The following is a 16,889-nucleotide window of genomic DNA, read 5'->3' as shown; positions in this document are numbered from 1 at the left end:
CGCGAGCGCACGGCAAATAGGGCGGGAAGCCCGAGAATGGGCGCAAAAGAGCGATGACAGCGTCGAATCGGACTCCATCCCGGGCTGTATTGCGAAGTCTCGCCCCGACAGTTACGTTCCTTCGACTCAGATAAAGGTGCGCGCAGATGACAATCAGAGCGTGGTCAAAGTTGGGGCTTGGCACTCTGGCATTCGCGACCGCGATGCCAGCTATCGCACAGCAGGCAACCGCGCCCAAATATGGCAAGTTCGGCGTTGACCTGACTGCTGAGGATCCCGCCATAAAGCCGGGCGATGACTTCTGGTCGTTCGCCAATGGCGGCTGGGACAAGCGTACACCCTTCCCCGCCGATCGCCCAATGGCTGGCGCGTTCATCGACGTAGTGGATGGGATCGACATTCAGGTTCGCTCGATCCTGGACGACGTATCGGCCCATTCGGCAACGTTCGGGCAGGTCGGCCAACAGGTCGGCGGGTTCTACGCCAGCTGGATGAACACCGCCGCGCTCGAGCGCAAAGGTGCGGCACCCCTCTCACCGTATCTCCAACGCATAGCGGCCGTGAGGAACACGTCCGACCTTCAGGTGCTATTCGCCACGCCTGGCTATGCAACCCCGGTGGATGTCAACGACACGCCCAACCTGGCGGATCCGACACGTTACGTTGCAGCCGTATCGCAAAGCGATCTCGGCATGCCACGCGATTATTTCATCAAGACCGGCGCGCGCTATGATGCGTACCGAACCGCCTACCGCGCCTTAATACAGCAGATGCTGACGCTTGCCGGCATCCAGGATGCAAGCGCCAAGGCCGAGGGGATCTTCGCCCTGGAGACCGCAATGGCCAATGCGCAATGGTCGCCCGAGGAACTGCGGGACATTCCGCGCATGAACGATCCAGAGACGCTTGCCGGCCTGAAGGCCAAGGCGCCCGAGTTCGACTGGGCGCTGATGCTCAAGACCAGCGGCTTCGATGCCTCTCCACAAATCCTCATGGCTACCAATTCCGCCATCACGGCCCTGGGCAAGATTTTCGCTTCGACCCCGCTTCAAACCTGGAAGGACTATCTGGCGTTCCGGTTCATCGCCAGTAATGCCCCGTATCTGTCCAGCGCGTTCGACACGGCTCATTGGCAGTTCTACTCGCACACGCTTTCCGGCACACAGGCACAACGCGAGCGCTGGAAGCGCGGCGTAGCACTGCTCGATAAGCAAATGGGCGAAGCGGTCGGCCAGATCTACGTGAAGCGTTATTACCCGCCGACCTCCGAAGCCAAAATGGGCGAGCTGATCGAAGACTTACGGGCCGCTTACAAGGAGCGGTTCGACGCATCGACGTGGATGGATGCGAAGACCAGACAGGCTGCACTGGTCAAACTCGCGGCGTTCGATCCGCGGATCGGCCATCCCGTCAAGTACATCGATTACTCGAGCCTGGTCATCGACCGGGACGACCTGCTCGGCAATGTCATCCGTTCAGAAGAGTTCCAGCATCGTCTTGACCTTTCGCGCTTTCCCAAGCCCGTGGATCGCGGGTTGTGGGAAATGACACCGCAGACGTCGGATGCTTACTACAACGCGCAGACCAATCAGATCACCTTCCCGGCCGGCATCCTACAACCGCCGATGTTCGACCCCAATGCCGATGCCGCCGTCAATTATGGTGCCATCGGTGCCGTAATCGGCCACGAAATGGGCCACGGCTTCGATGACCAAGGAAGCCAGTTCGGCCCTACGGGCAAGCTCGAAAACTGGTGGACCGACGATGCGAAGAAGGCATTCGAGACCCGAACTGCAGCGCTAGCTGCACAATATAGTACGTTCGAGCCGGTGCCGGGCGTCAAGCTCAATGGCAAGCTGACATTGGGCGAGAACATCGGAGATCTTGGCGGCGTGGAGGCGGCGTATGCTGCGTTCCAGCGGTATCAGGCGCGGCATGGGAAGGCGCCCGTGATCGGGGGCGTGACAGGCGATCAACGCTTCTTCCTCGCGTATGCGCAAGCATGGCGAATGAAATTCCGCGAAGATTTGCTGCGTCAAAGTCTCGCGAGCAATCCGCACTCACCACCCAACGATCGGGTAAACGGCGTCATCCGCAACGTTGATGCTTGGTATCGAGCGTTCAACGTAAAGCCGGGCGACACTCTCTACCTCGCGCCTGAGCAGCGGGTGCACATCTGGTAATCGGACGTAATTGAGAATCCGTCGTATTAAACAGTAAGACCCATAGTCGGCCGCTCAGCGGTACCACGGCGTTTTTCGATATTCGCCTTTCGTTCATCGACGCGTCGGCGGCAGCTTCGCGCCTTCATCACGTTCGTTCGGCTTGATTCAGCGCTGCCCTTAAACCTGCCATTCCTTGATCGAGCAGCAAGCTGGCGGCTTTGAACAACCTACTTTCCCACGGATCTGCAGACGGCCGTCCGCTCGCCATGCGCGTCCAGCGTGGCAAGTGCCGCCTTGGCCTCTTTCGACAGGCACTACGGCAGCCGCACCGTGCCACGCTCGTTGACGACGAGGAGCAGCGAGCGGTGAGTGAAAGGGCTCGTGTCCGGGTTTCAGCGCCCTGACGAGCACGCTCAGCAGCCGGGCGAACCAGTACCTCGATCTTCCCATCGCGCCCTGTACGGGTACCGGGTGCGCCCCCGGCATGCTGAGGAGCAACGGTGCGGACGGCCGCGGAGCGATCGGCGGCTCCTTTGGCGGTGAACTTCAGCTGAAGGCGGGCGACGGCGTCCAAATCCTCGACAATTTCAACGTAACCCGCGGCATCGTCTTCAACAACGCCCTCTACAGCTCACCGATTAATCCGCAGAGCCTGCAGTCCTTCGTCACGCTGCGCCAGACCCAACTCAAGCTGACCGGTATAACCGGGATCACTGCGTCGCTTACCACGGACGGCTCGGCCGTCCCGCTGGCGCAGAACGTGCTGGAGGCCGAGACGCGCTACCTGCGGCAGGCATTTCACGACGCCTCGAACGAGATACATTTGAGCGTTGACGTCTTCCCGGGCAATACGGTCACGTTTGGTCATAAGATTTCGATCTACGACATCAACCTGCTCTCCTACACGGGCGGCGATATCCTGCTCCAGGCGCAGGACAACCCGACGCCGGTCCAGGTCAGTCTGACAAACGGCACGACCAACTACCAGCTCACGAACGCGCAAGGGTTCGTCAACGGCGCGACCGGCCTCCAGTCGGCGAGCGGCAGCGGCGTCAATAACGCCCTTTTCATCAGCGACAGCTGGAAGTTCGGTGGCTTCCTGCTAGATTTGGGTGGGCGCGGCGAAAACCAGAGCTTCAACGAGTATCTCCAGAACACCGCCTCGACCAACCTGACGGGCAACGCTACCGATCTTTGGGGAACGGGTCGTTACCTAACCGGAACGGGCTCGACACGCTACCACTTCAACCAGCTTGGCTTCTCGTGGACCGCTGGCCTCAATTACACCTTCAGTGACCGGTTCAGCGCCTACGTGCGCGCCAACAAGGGCGTTCATTTCCTGTCGATGTCGGACGTCCTCGGCCTGCCCGTGAATAATTACGGGCCGCTGCAGACTGCTCATAATTATCAGCGGGCATCAAGATTAACACAGACTTCCTGTATGCGGACATCAGCGGCTTCTATCGGACGTTCCGCAACGTGCCTGTTCAGATCACTGGCATTCCGGTTCCCGGAACGACGACAACCGGCATTGGCACGATCGTCTACGGGTCGAACACGCCGGGACTGCTGTATTCGCTCGTTCTGACCCCGTTCGGTCGCGGTAGCGCGCTTGGGGGCCTCACCCTAGCCGCGACGGGCAATTACGCAACCGGGACGTATACGCAGACTAACGGATGCATCTACTACACCGGCGGCGTCACTCCGGTGACATACTGCGTCGCGGCGGATAACTTCACCGGCAAGAAGCTTGCGCGGCAGCCGGACTTCCAGACGCGCATCTCGCCCGCCTACAAGGCCGACTTCGGCCGAGGGACCGCGAGGATTTTCGACAATCTCGACTACGTTGGGCACCGCTATAGCGACATGCTCCAGGCCCAGGCGCTCCGCCCGTACTACGCGCTTAGCGCAGGGGTTGAGGCTACCTACGGCGACCACTGGAACCTGCTGGTGTCGGGCACGAACCTGACGGACCAGATCGGGATAACCGAGATCAATCCGCGGGTCTCGTTCGGGTCCGGGATCCCCGCCCCGGGGCCGCAGCTCGCGCGGTCGATCGACGGCCGGGAGGTGCTGGTCCAGCTACGGTACAAGTTCTGAGCGGACCGAAGCATTGTTTCAACACGGGTTTATGACGGCGATGACCTCGCTCGCGTTGGCGACAGTCCTCGTCGCCGCACGGCCCGAAGCCGGGCCGCTACCCGTAAGGGATGTGCATTCCGCCGCGATGGCGGCTGCGCTATTCCCCTTCGTCCAGTCGATCCGGGGTGATCGGCTGGAGGGGGCGGCGCGGCGCATGCTGGACGCGAGGCGCATCCGGATCGAACGGTGCGGGCAGGATGCCCGCTGCGTCATCGCGGCCTCGATCTGGACCGACGACGAGCGAAAGTTGCTCGCCTCTGCCGCGCCGGTCGCGTCGGCTGACCGAGTTGCGCCGGACGACGGGGCGGCCGCGCAGATCGGGCGCGAGGTCGATGGCCTCAACTCTATACTTAGGGTCTACGGACAGGGCAGTCCCTACCCATCGCGCAGGTTTTCTCCCAGGCCCGGCAAGTTGGCCCTCCTGCCTGACGGGCGTCAAACGAGCCGCTTTGCCGGCAAGATGGCGGTAATCAGCAGGCATGTTCCGGCCGCCGCGAGCGCGATAGCGGCGTCTCGGTAGGCCAACGCGAGCAGGCGGGAGCCCGCCGCCACAATCGCGAACAGGGCGCCCGTCGCCAATAGCCAACGGGTTGCCAGGATACCGAACGCATTTGCTTCCCTCGATCCGAGCGGAGGCCAGCCTGGGCCGCCCGGAGACACCTTGTCATTAAAGTGCCGAACCACCTCGGACGCGGTCGGCCGGCCGACGAGCGCCGCCACAACGGTAGTTACCGCGCCAACGAGGAAGTTGACCGCGACCGCCTCGGCGAACTCAGTTGGACGCGCGATGTCAAAGAGGAGAGCGGCGACGCCCGCCACCACGACCGCGCTGTTTAGGGAGGCGATTTCGCAGACTATGGTGGTGCGCCACCAGTACCACCTTGCGATAGCGACGAAGCCTGTACCGGCGAGCATCATGGCCAGGAACTGGTACAGAGCCCGTATCTGAGAGACGATGCCTGCGCGAACGAGGAACACAGCCGAGATCGTTAATGCGATCACGGTCGCGATCTCGATCAGCCGCATCCATACCGGGCCAACGCTTGGCAGCAGGGGGGCGGCAACATCGTTGACGATGTAGGATGCGCCGAAGTTCAGGCGGCTGTTGACGCAGCCCATGAAGGCGAGCGTGGTGACCGCGAGAATCATCCCAAAGAAGCCTGGCGGGAGGAGGCGACCAGCGATCAGAGGAAGTGCGCCCTCCGGGTTGGCGCCGGCGGGCAGGTAGAGCAGCGCCGCCGCACCGACGACGTACCAGCTCCAGGGGCGGACGACGTAGTGTAATGCCGCAAAGGCGCCGACCGTCTTCATCGCGGAGGCTTCGTCCCGCGACGCTACGACCCTTTGTATCAGCATGCCGCGCCCGGGCGCGGAGTGCCACCAGCCGACCGCAAGCAGGAGCAGCGGGCCGAAGGCGTCCTTGTTGGGCCAAGCGCCGAAGACGGGTTGCCCAGCACGGACCGCTTCCTTCGTCGCGAGACTCGACAACCCGTCAGGCAGCCGGGCCAGCACGAAAGCCGCAAGCATGATGCCGGCGACGATGACGGCGAAGAAGCCGACCGCATCCGATCGGGCAAGGCCGCGAAATCCTACGATCACGGCATAGGCGGCGGCCGCTGCGAAGAAGCCGATCATCAGAAGCCCGGCTAGATCCAAGCTGCCGGCGAGGTGCCAGCGTTCGAGCATGGACCGTAGCATCAGGCAAAATGCATAGCCGTTGGAGGCCAGTACTAGAGCGTTGAGAAGCAGGCCTTCGAGGATCGCCTGAAACGACCGGTATTGTCGCACCAAGCGACCTTCGCCGTAGCGGACTCCCACCTGCATCCTAAGCAGCGGGGTATGACGGATTTGCCTCAGATCACCCGCTACAGGCCACGCTTGACCGCATCTGTCCGGTATGAAACAGGGTTGCAGACCGGGTTGCCAGTTCAGTAGCATAGAAAAATGCTTAATAAACAATGGCTTTTGGCGGAGCGGGAGGGATTCGAACCCTCGATACGCTTTTGGCGTATACTCACTTTCCAGGCGAGCGCCTTCGACCACTCGGCCACCGCTCCGCTGTGCACTGGAGGGGACGGGCCGTAGAGCGGGGCAGTGGTTAGCGCAAGCGATTGCGCAGGGCGTCGCGGTCGGGCAGGTTGACGCGATGATCGCTCCGCTCCTCGCGCTTGCCGCCGCGCTTCAGGCCGCGCCTGCTTCGCCTCCGCCCCCTGCCCCGCCCGCAGCCGCGCCGACGGCAACGACCCCCGGGGATCCGGTCGCGGCGGACTGGGTGGCGATCGCCGACGACCAGCTCCTCGTCATGACGCTGGCGGGGGATCGGACGGTCGTGATCCGGCTCGCCGCGGCCTATGCGCCGGAGCATGTCGCCAATGTCCGCGCGCTCGCGCTGGCGCATTGGTGGGACGGCACGAGCGTCTACCGCGTGCAGGACAATTGGGTGACGCAGTGGGGCGACCAGACCGAGAAGAAGCCGCTGCCGCCCGGTGTCGCCGTGCGGCCCGCGGCGGAATATGATCTCGTGCCTGGCGGGCTGAGGGTCGCGCAGACGATGGCGCGCGCGGATGCATATTCCACCGCGTCCGGCATCACGGCGGACGGCTGGGCGACGGCATCCGACGGTGGGGCGGCGTGGCTCACTCACTGCTACGGCACCGTCGGCGTCGCGCGCGATGCCAGCCCCGATACGGGCAGCGGCGCGGAATTGTTCACGCCGATCGGCGGGTCGGCGCGACGGCTCGATCGAAACTACGCCATCGTCGGCCGCGTCATCGAGGGGATGGCGTATCTGTCGGGCTTGCCGCGCAGTGGGGCGGCGATGGGGATGTATGCGACCGCGGCGGAACGGCTGCCGATCGTGTCGGTCCGGCTGGCGAGCGACATTCCGGCGGCGACGCGACCGCGGTTCGAATACCGCGCCGCCGACAATCCACGCTTCACCGCAATGGTCGCCGCCCGGGTAGCGCCCAAGCCGCCGACGGTCGGGCTGGGCGGCGTCGACGTGTGCGACGTGCCGCTGGCGACCCGCCGGGCGCGCTGAACGTAATCTAGCGCCCTACCCAGTCGGCGACCTGCTGCGCAACCTGGTTGGCGGCGGCGCTGATCCCCGTCGCGGCATTAGGTCCGTCGATCGCCGTCACCGGCACGTGCGCCTCGAAACGCTGCTTCTCGACCGTCGTCGCGTTCATCCGGATGAGCGACGCATCGAATATGACGACCGCCTGGTTTTGCCCGGCGTCGAGCCCGAAGGTCCGCAATTCGCCGGAAAGCCGTGCCCCCGGGTCGACCGAGGACTGCGCGCTCGACAACACGACGCGGCCGGTGCGCGCGGTCATCGTGTCGGACAGCAGCCGCGCGAACAGTCGTGCGGGCGGTTCGGCCCATAAAGCGTTCTTCACATAGGCGATCGAGGTCGGCGTCGCCTGCACCGGGATACGCGCGGTCGCGAGGCTTTGCGGCACCGCCGGAACCTGGATCGTGATCGCCTTGGCGGTCGCGGAATTCTGGGCCTGGCCCACCGGCACGCTGGCCTGCGTGTCGAGCGTCAGCAGCGAGGCGGGTGGCTTCGCGGCGAAGCTGATGCAACCCGCGAGCGGCAACGCGGCGAAGAGGAGGAACGGTGTCTTCATGTCACTTGCCCTTGTAATCGGGGAGCTTCGGCTGGCCCAGGATCGATCCCGCACCCTGCTGGTCGACCTTTTCGGCGACCGACGATAGCGATGCCGACATGACCCTGAGATCGCGGACAAGCTGCCCGACCTCGGGGATCGTCTGTTTCGAGAAGGACTGGAGCCCGGGCCGCACATCCTCCACCGCACCGTTCAGCGTGTCCGCGCTCTTCTTCGCGGACAGGATCGCCTGGTCCAGATTGGCCATCGCGGGTTTTATGTCACTGGTCAGCACGCCGTTCGACGTCTGCGCCAGCGCGCCGATCTGCTGCGCCGCATCGCCCGCCTGCTGGATCGCGACCCGCGTCTGCGCCAGCGTGGCGGCGATTTCGGGGCCCCGATCCGCGAGCGCCGCGGACAGGCGGTTGGTGTTGGCCAGAATGCCCGCGATCGACGCCTGGTTCTTGTCGGTCAGAAGCCCGGTAAGCCGTTCGGTCAGCGTCGACAGCCGCTCCAGCAGTTGCGGCGCGGAATTCAGGATCGCGCCCAGCCCGCCCTGCTTGGTCGGGATGACGGGGACGCCGTAGGGGCATTGGCTCTGCGGATTGTCGTCCGGACAGCCGATGGCTTCGGCACCCTTACGCGCGCCGTCGAGCGAAATCTGGCTGACCCCGGTGAAGCCGACGCCGGAAATCGTCGCGGTGGTGCCCTGCAGGATCGGCGTGTCCTGGTTGACGGTGATTCGCACGCGGACGAACTGGGGATCGGGCTTCCACAGCGCGATCTCCTTCACCTGGCCCGACGGCACGCCGGAGAAGGTGACCGCCGACCCCTTGGCGAGGCCGTCGACAGACGTCTTGAAGAAGATGTCGTATTCCTTGGTCGACGCGCCGCCCAGCCGCGCGATCCACACCGTGAACAGCGCGAGGACCGCGAGCAGGATCAGCACCACGGTGCCGACAAGGACATGGTTCGATCGGGTTTCCATCAGCGCGTCGTCCTTGCCGGTTGGTCGGCGTCCACCGGTGTCCGGTGGGCCGCGATCCCCGCCTGCGCTTCTTGCGTGGCGACCGCCGCGCGGCCGCGGGGGCCCTTGAAATATTCCTCGATCCACGGATGGTCGAGCGCGATGAGTTCGGGGATCGTCCCGACCGCGATGACCTTCTTGTCCGCGATGACCGCCACCCGGTCGCAGATGGCGTAGAGCGAGTCGAGATCGTGGGTGATGAGAAACACGGTCAGCCCGAGCGTCTTCTGGAGCGATTTGGTCAGATCGTCGAACGCCGACGCGCCGATCGGGTCGAGCCCGGCGGTCGGTTCGTCGAGGAACAGCAGGTCGGGATCGAGCGCCAGCGCGCGCGCCAGCCCGGCGCGTTTGCGCATGCCGCCCGAAAGCTCGGCGGGGAATTTCGGACCGGCCTGCGCCGCCAGGCCCGTCATCACGACCTTGTACGACGCGATCTCATCCAGCAGCGCCTGGTCGAGCGCGGGGTAGAATTCGCGAAGCGGAACCTGGACGTTCTCGGCGACGGTCAGCGTCGAGAACAGCGCGCCGCCCTGGAACAACACGCCCCAGCGCTTTCGCAGTTCGACCGCATCGGCGTCGCTCAGCCGCAACACGTTCTCACCGAATACGGTGACATCGCCGGCATTCGGCACCTGCAGCCCGATGATCGAGCGCATCAGCACCGATTTGCCCGTGCCCGATCCGCCGACCACGCCGAGGATCTCGCCACGCCTGACGTCGAGATCGAGCCCGTCATGAACGACCTGGTCGCCGAAACAATTCTTCAGCCCCTTGACCGATATGACGATGTCGTCGCCGCGCGGCCAGGCGGTTTCGACGGGCATCAGTTCCACCCCAGCCAGGTGAAGAACACCGCGAAGAAGGCGTCGAGCACGATGACGAGGAAGATCGCCTGCACCACCGCCGCGGTGGTGCGCAGCCCGACCTGTTCGGCGTCCGCCTCGACGAGCAGGCCCTGGAAACAGCCGGCGATCGCGATGATCGCGCCGAACACGGGTGCCTTGATCAGGCCGACGTACAGATCGGTGATCGGCACGACTTCGCGGATCCGCTGGATATAGGTGACGGGTGGCACGCCGATCGTGATCCACACCAGCAATCCGCCGCCGATCAACGCGATCATCGACGCGTAGAAGCCGAGCAGCGGCATCAGGATGATCGCAGCGAGCGTGCGCGGGACCACCAGCGCCTCCATCGGCGACACGCCGATGGTTCGCATCGCGTCGATCTCCTCGGTCAGCTTCATCGTGCCGATCTGCGCCGCGAACGCGCTGCCCGATCGACCGGCGACCATGATCGCGGTCATCAGGACGCCCATCTCGCGGAGCGTCAGGCGGCCGACCAGGTTGATCGTGAAGACTTCCGCCCCGAACTGGCGCAACTGGACCGCGCCCTGCTGTGCGATGACGACGCCGATCAGGAAGCTCATCAGGCCGATGATGCCGAGCGCGGAGACGCCGACGACCTCGAACTGCTGCACCACCGCGTTGAACCGGAAGCGGCCGGGGTGCCGCATCGTCGCGAGGAAGGCCAGCGCCGTCGCGCCGAGGAAACCGAGCAGCCCGAGCATCGTGCGGCCCGCGGTGACGGCCGCGGTACCGACCTCGCCGACCAGGCGCGTGACCGCACCGACATGGCCCGGCCGCATGTCGACCGGCTGATCCGATCGGATCACCTGATCCATCAGATGCTGGTCATTGTCGTTCAGGCCCTCGACCGCGGCATCGTGCGTGGCGGCGAAGCGGTGGACGATCCACGCGCCGACGGTGTCGATCCGTTCTATTCCGCTCAGATCGACCATCCTGACCGGGCCGTCGAGCTTTCCGAGCCGTTCGGGCAGATCGCCGATCCGCGACAGCGAAAGATTGCCGGTGAAGCGCAGCGTGCCGCCGTCCTGGTCGGTGCGTTCGAAGTCGGCGGTTGCGCTCATCGCCCGTACCTTTGCGGGAAAGCGGCAGGCACGGCAAGACGATTGCGGCGTGCGACGGCGCGCTGGCGCGATTGGCGATCAGGGCTGTCGGTACCCCTTGCGTCATCCCGGGCTTGTCCCGGGATCCAGGGTTACGGGCGTGTCGCTGCTTGGCTCCGGATCCCGGGACAAGCCCGGGATGACGTTGATCGACGGGGCGTCCGAAAACGAAATGATTATGTGCGCTTCTACAACACCAGATCGACCGCGTGGATCGTCAGCCCGACCAGGCCCCCAACGATGGTACCGTTGACGCGGATATATTGCAGGTCCCGGCCGACCGCATTTTCCAGGCGCCGCGTGATCGTCCTGGAGTCCCAGCCGCGGACCGTTTCCGACACCAGTCGGACGATCCCGTCGCCATAATCCGCCGCGACGCCGACGACGCTGCGGCGAACGAAACGATTGATCGTGCGCGCAAGCCGGCGGTCGTTCTGCAGCGTCTCGCCCAGTTGACGGAGGATCTCGCCGAGCCGGCCCGCCATCGCCGCCTCCGGATCGCGCGCGATCCTCAGCAGGCTGCCGCGCGCCTGTTCCCACAACCCGTCGATCCAGCGCTGCATCGCCGGGTTGGCGAGCAGTTCCTCCTTCATCGCCTCGACGCGCGCGCGCACACGGCGGTCATATTGCAGGTCCCAGGCGAGGCGATCGAGCCCCTCCTCCGCCCGCAGCCGCAACGGATGCTGCGGATCGTCCGCCATGTCGGTCAGCAGCTTGTCGAGCCCCGCGATCAGCTTGTCGGCGACGGTTTCGTCGAGGCCGGTCCAGCGCAAGATCGAGCCCGCGCGGTCGTGCACCATCCGGCGGACCAGATGTTCGTTCTGCGCCAGTGCCTTCGCCCCCCAGCGAACCCCCGCCTCCAGCAACGGCGCGTGGCGGTTCTCGGCGATCGCGGCCTTCATCAGCCGGCCGAGCACGGGCGAGAGTCCGGTCGTGCGCAGCCGGGTCGCGATCGCCGCCTTGACCATCCCGCCCATTCGCTGCGGATCGAGTCCTTCCAGCATCTGCGCGACGAGCTTCGACGCGCCCTTGCGGAACCGGCCGCCCGCGCCCTCGGGCGGATCGGTCAGCCAGCGCGCGATGGCGGATGCGACGTCGAGCGGCCGCATCCGCCGGGCGATGACGGCGGGGATCAGGAAATTGTCGCGCAGGAATTGCGCGAGCGTGTCGCCGATCCGGTCCTTGTTGCGCGGCACGATCGCGGTGTGCGGGATCGGCAGGCCGAGCGGGTGCCGGAACAAGGCGGTGACCGCGAACCAGTCCGCCAGACCGCCGACCATCGCCGCCTCGGCAAAGGCCAGGACGAAACCCCATCCGGCGGGATGCCCGCTCCGCAGCGCCGCACGGGCGACGAGGAACAGGATCGCCATCGCGACCAGCAGCCCGGTCGCCACCAGCCGCATCCGCACCAGTGCCGCGGGCGCAGGCTCGCCAGCGGCGGTCGTACGAATGGCGCGGTTCGACATCGCGTCGGACAATCCCCGAACGGGGGGATGGTTCAAGCGATCATTCCGCCGGCTGCGTGCCGTCGTCGTCGTAACCGATCCGTCCGGGCATCGGGCCGAGCGCCGGACCGCGGGGGCCGGCGATGCCGATGACTTCGCTGCCGTCGTCGCCCGGGCGATACGTCAGCAGGCGGCGTCCGAGCCGCGGGCCCGCCCAGCGTTCGATCCCGACCGCCAGGCTGAACGTCGCCGGCACGATCAGCAGGGTGAGCACGGTCGACAGCAACAGCCCGCCGATCACGACGATACCCATCGGCGCACGCCACGATCCGTCGCCGCCGAGCGACAAGGCGGTCGGCACCATACCGGCGACCATCGCGACCGTGGTCATGACGATGGGCTGCGCGCGCTTGTGCCCGGCATCGATGATCGCGGTGACGACGTCCACCCCCTTCGCCATCTCCTCCAGCGCAAAGTCGATCAGCAGGATCGAATTCTTCGCGACGATGCCGAGCAGCATCAGGATGCCGATGAAGACGGGGAGCGACAGCGGCTGCCCCGCCACCCACAGCGCCACCAGGCCGCCGAGCGGTGCCAGCATCAGCGACCCCATGTTGACGAACGGCGGCAGCGCGCGGCGGTACAGCAGGACCAGCACCGCGAAGACGAGGAAGATGCCCGCGATCACCGCCATGATGAAATTGGTGACCATCTCCTCCTGCCATTTCGACTGGCCGAGCGTCAGTTCGGCGACGCCGATCGGCAAGTCCTTCATCGCGGGCAGATCGTGGATCGCCTTGTTCGCGACACCGCTGACGACGCCGGGCGCGAGATCGGCGCCGAGCGTGATCTGACGTTGTTGATTGACCCGGTCGATCTTGGTCGGCCCCGATCCCAGGCCGATATCCGCGACGAGGCTGAGCGGCACCGCGCCGCCGGACGCGGTCGCGACCGGCAGGTTCTGGATCGTCGACAGGCTGGTCCGCGCATTCTGGTCCAGCGCGACGCGGATCGGGATCTGGCGATCCGACAGCGAGAATTTCGCGCTGTTCTGATCGATATCGCCGAGTGTCGCGATCCGGATCGCGTTCGACAGCGCATCGGTCGTCACGCCGAGATTGGCGGCCAGATCCATCCGCGGCTTCAGCACGATTTCGGGTCGTTGCAGATTGCCGGATACGCGCGGTGCGGTGATCATCGGCAGTTTGGACATCTGCGCGACGATCTTGTCCGCGGTCTGCTGCAGCATCACGGGATCGTCGCCGCCCAGCGTCACGTTCACGTCGCGCGAGCTGGTCCCGAACCCGAATTGCGACCGGAAGGCGATCCGCGCGTCCGGTATGCTCGCCAGTTGCGGTGCGAGATCGCGCTCGAACTGCGTGCTGGTCTTCGTGCGCTTGTCCTTCAGCGTCGCGGTGACGCGACCCGAATTCACCGCGCCGCTTTGGCCGGTACGCGAATAGACCGATGCGACTTCCGGCTGCGCGCCGAGCAGCGCGGCCACTCGCTTCACGACCACGTCCGTCTGGGCCAGCGTCGTTCCCGGTACCATGTCGATCGTCGCGGTCGAGGTATCGCTATCGCTCGCCGGCTGGAACGTCATCGGCAACACGCCGAACATCGCGATCGTCGCGACGAACGCGACCGCGCCGAGCCCCGTCACCCACAAACGATGGTCCCACAGACGCGCCATCAGTCGCCGGCCGAAACCCCCCGCCGCCTGACCCCCGGCGCGCCCGCGGATCAACGTCCAGCGCAGCGTCGCCATGTAACCGTCCATCATGCGACCCTCGCCATGCTTGGCGGGCCCCGCGGCCTTCAGGAAATAGGCCGCGATCATCGGCGTGACGAGACGCGCGACCGCCAGGCTCATCAGCACCGACGCGACGACGGTCATGCCGAAATTCTTGAAGAACTGCCCCGACACGCCGGGCATCAGCGCGACCGGCAGGAACACGGCGACGATCGACATCGTCGTCGCCAGCACCGCCAGCCCGATCTCGTCCGCGGCATCGATCGACGCCTGATACGCCGATTTGCCCATCCGCATATGGCGAACGATATTCTCGATCTCGACGATCGCATCGTCCACCAGCACACCGGCGACGAGCGACAGCGCGAGCAACGTCATCTGGTTCAGCGTGAATCCCATCAGGTCCATGAACCAGAAGGTCGGGATCGCCGATAGCGGAATGGCCAGCGCGGAAATCGCGGTTGCGCGCACGTCGCGCAGGAACAGGAACACGACGAAGACCGCGAGCACCGCGCCTTCGATCATCGCCTCGATCGCGCTGTGATAATTCTCTTCCGTGCGCTTCACGCTGTTCTGGCGCAGCACGAAATGCACGCGCGGGTTGCGCTGCTCCAGCGCGGTCAGCTTCTTGACCGCTTCGTTGTAGACGCTGACGTCCGACGCACCCTTCGCGCGCTGGAAATCGAAGCTGATGACCTGGCGTCCGTCCACCACCGCGCGGCTGCGCTGTTCGGCGAACAGGTCGCGGACCTGACCCAGATCGGACAGGCGCACCGTCCTGCCGCCGCCGACGTTGATCTGCGACTGACCGAGATCGACCGCGTTGCGGGCGTTGCCGAGCACGCGGACCGACTGTTCGGACCCGGCGATCTCGGCCCGACCACCAGCGGCGTTCAGATTGACCGAGCGCAGCTGCGTGTTGACCTGACTGGCGGTGACGCCCTGCGCCTGAAGCTTCAGCGGATCGAGGATCACCCGGATTTCACGGCTGACGCCACCGTTGCGGTCCACCTCGGCCATGCCGGGGATCGACAGCAATTCCTTGGTCACGGTATTGTCGATATACCAGCTCAGCTGTTCGACGGTCATGTCGCTCGCGACGGCCGAATAGCTGGCGAGATCGTTGCCCGTCGTGTTCGCGCGGAACACCTGCGGTTCCAGGATGCCCTGCGGCAGGTTGCCGCGGATTTGCGAGATCGCGTCGCGCACGTCGTTGACCGCGCGGTCGATCGGGGTGCCGATCGCCAGCTGAACGACGGTCTGAGACTGCCCTTCCGTCACGGTAGAACTGATTTCGTCGATGCCCTGCAACGACCGCACCGCCGCCTCGACGCGCTGCGTGACCTGCGTCTCAAGCTCGGTCGGCGCGGCACCCGGCTGGCTGATGACGACGATCGCGACGGGAAAATCGATATCCGGCTGATCGTTGACGCTCATCCCCATGAAGCTGACGATGCCTGCCAGCGTCAGCGCGACGAACAGCACGATCGGCGGCACCGGGTTGCGGATCGCCCAGGCGGAGATGTTGCGGAAATTCATATCAGGATGCCTTCTGCACGATCGGCTTCACCTTCTGTCCCGGGGCCAGGAACCCGCCCGCGGACACCACCACGCGCTCCGTCCCCGTCAGCCCGCCGAGGATCGTCACGCCGGAATCGGAGACCTGCCCGATCTTCACGTTGCGGCGTTCGACCTTGTCGTCCGGTCCGACGACATACACGAAATTGCCCTTGTCGTCGCTCTGCAAAACCGAATCGGGCAGCAGCGGCGCGACATTGGCACCGCTGACGATCGTCGCCGCGGCGAACCCGCCGGGGCGAAGCGAGGGATTGTAGGTCAGCTGCACGCGCGCGATGCCCTGGCGCGTCGTCGGATCGATCACCGGCGACACCTGCCATACCACGCCCTGGAAGCTGTCGGTCGAACCCACCGGCGTCACCGTCGCGCGCGCGCCGACATGGACCGTCGCCAGATCGGATTCGCTCAGCGCCGCACGCATTTCCAGCAGGCCGTCCATCGCCACCCGGAACAGCATGCCCGACGCGGAATTGACGATCTGTCCGGGTTCGACCTGACGGGTCAGCACCAGACCCGCCGCGGGCGCGCGGATATCGAGCCGGCCATTGGTCGCCTGCTGCTGCGCGAGCTGCGCCTGCGCCACCTTGACGCGCGCCGCGGCGGCGTCGCGGGTCGCGGTCTTGGTTTCGATATCCGACCGCGAAATGAACCCGCGCGCCACCAGCTGCTGCGCGCGGTCGAGTTCGGATTGCGCCAGTGTCGCATCGGCCTGCGCGACCTTGATCGATGCGCCGAGCGAAGCGGCGGTCTGCGTCTGCACCGACCGGTCGATGGTCGCCAATACCTGCCCCGCCTGGACCCACTGGCCCGGCTCGACGAGGACCTGACGGACCATCCCGCCTTCGCCGGCCACGCCGACCGGCATTTCCCGCTTGGCGGCCAGGCTGCCGTTCGCGCTCAGCTGACGGTCGATCGTCTTGCGCCCGGGGACGACGACGCTGACGCTCGGCACCTGCTCGACGGGCTGCGTATTGGGCGCGGCATGCCCGCGCAGGAAGAACGCCCAGATCAGCACGGCCGCGAGCAGCACGAGGCCGACGAGGCCGAGCGCGCGACGTCCGCGGCCCGGCCGGGCGTCGGTATAGTCGGGCAACGCGGCCCGGTCTTCGCCGCCGATCTGTCGCGACTCGTAATTCATGTTCGTCCCCACCCTTCGGAGTGACTGTGTTATAGGAATAAGTCACCAACCTCAAGTGGGCAGC

Annotated in this window: 11 protein-coding genes and 1 tRNA gene; 3 read left to right on the top strand and 9 right to left on the bottom strand. The window is 65.5% G+C overall.

The window, feature by feature from the left end:
• Nucleotides 1-146 precede the first annotated feature (146 nt).
• Both HUU99_RS08900 and HUU99_RS08895 read left to right on the top strand, forming a co-directional pair.
• On the top strand, nt 147-2,183 hold the full coding sequence (locus HUU99_RS08900; RefSeq protein WP_174286227.1) for a M13 family metallopeptidase: 2,037 nt from the start codon (nt 147-149) through the stop codon (nt 2,181-2,183).
• 1,398 nt (nt 2,184-3,581) lie between these two features.
• The gene (locus tag HUU99_RS08895; protein ID WP_174286244.1) at nt 3,582-4,265 is read left to right on the top strand and encodes a TonB-dependent receptor domain-containing protein; all 684 of its coding nucleotides are present in this window, start codon (nt 3,582-3,584) and stop codon (nt 4,263-4,265) included.
• A gap of 477 nt (nt 4,266-4,742) precedes the next feature.
• Here HUU99_RS08895 and HUU99_RS08890 read toward each other — a convergent pair whose 3' ends face one another.
• Both HUU99_RS08890 and HUU99_RS08885 read right to left on the bottom strand, forming a co-directional pair.
• Nucleotides 4,743-6,131 (bottom strand): sodium:solute symporter family transporter, encoded by a 1,389-nt coding sequence (locus HUU99_RS08890; protein WP_174286226.1) that lies wholly within the window; start codon nt 6,129-6,131, stop codon nt 4,743-4,745.
• Nucleotides 6,132-6,273: 142 nt separating this feature from the next.
• Nucleotides 6,274-6,364: transfer RNA gene (locus HUU99_RS08885), tRNA-Ser, on the bottom strand.
• An 89-nt stretch (nt 6,365-6,453) separates the two neighbouring features.
• On the opposite strand from HUU99_RS08885, the gene HUU99_RS08880 reads away from it, so the two are divergent.
• Entirely contained in the window at nt 6,454-7,347 is an 894-nt protein-coding gene (locus HUU99_RS08880; RefSeq protein ID WP_174286225.1) for a peptidylprolyl isomerase, read from the top strand.
• A 7-nt stretch (nt 7,348-7,354) separates the two neighbouring features.
• On the opposite strand, the gene HUU99_RS08875 is transcribed toward HUU99_RS08880, so the two are convergent.
• The 7 genes from HUU99_RS08875 to HUU99_RS08845 form a co-directional block, all read right to left on the bottom strand.
• Nucleotides 7,355-7,936, bottom strand: a complete 582-nt coding sequence (locus HUU99_RS08875; protein WP_174286224.1) for an ABC-type transport auxiliary lipoprotein family protein — start codon at nt 7,934-7,936, stop codon at nt 7,355-7,357.
• Nucleotide 7,937: 1 nt separating this feature from the next.
• Nucleotides 7,938-8,903, bottom strand: a complete 966-nt coding sequence (locus tag HUU99_RS08870) for an MlaD family protein (RefSeq protein WP_174286223.1) — start codon at nt 8,901-8,903, stop codon at nt 7,938-7,940.
• Nucleotides 8,903-9,766: an ABC transporter ATP-binding protein gene (locus HUU99_RS08865; protein ID WP_174286222.1), complete on the bottom strand. Its 864-nt coding sequence runs from the start codon at nt 9,764-9,766 to the stop codon at nt 8,903-8,905. Before HUU99_RS08865 ends, HUU99_RS08870 begins: the two co-directional genes overlap by 1 nt.
• Entirely contained in the window at nt 9,766-10,872 is a 1,107-nt protein-coding gene (locus HUU99_RS08860; protein ID WP_174286221.1) for an ABC transporter permease, read from the bottom strand. The genes HUU99_RS08865 and HUU99_RS08860 overlap by 1 nt, the downstream gene beginning before the upstream one ends.
• A 227-nt stretch (nt 10,873-11,099) precedes the next feature.
• Nucleotides 11,100-12,314, bottom strand: a complete 1,215-nt coding sequence (locus HUU99_RS08855; protein ID WP_174286243.1) for a DUF445 domain-containing protein — start codon at nt 12,312-12,314, stop codon at nt 11,100-11,102.
• 103 nt (nt 12,315-12,417) lie between these two features.
• On the bottom strand, nt 12,418-15,648 hold the full coding sequence (locus HUU99_RS08850) for an efflux RND transporter permease subunit (RefSeq protein WP_174286220.1): 3,231 nt from the start codon (nt 15,646-15,648) through the stop codon (nt 12,418-12,420).
• A gap of 1 nt (nt 15,649) precedes the next feature.
• Nucleotides 15,650-16,825 carry an efflux RND transporter periplasmic adaptor subunit gene (locus HUU99_RS08845; RefSeq protein ID WP_174286219.1) on the bottom strand — a complete coding sequence of 392 codons (1,176 nt, stop codon included), beginning with the start codon at nt 16,823-16,825 and terminating at the stop codon, nt 15,650-15,652.
• Between the last annotated feature and the right edge of the window lie 64 nt (nt 16,826-16,889).

This window comes from Sphingomonas bacterium, assembly GCF_903642285.1.
Classification (GTDB): domain Bacteria; phylum Pseudomonadota; class Alphaproteobacteria; order Sphingomonadales; family Sphingomonadaceae; genus Sphingomonas.
Note: the sequence above shows the minus strand (reverse complement) of the source record. Positions and strands in the feature narration are given on the sequence as shown.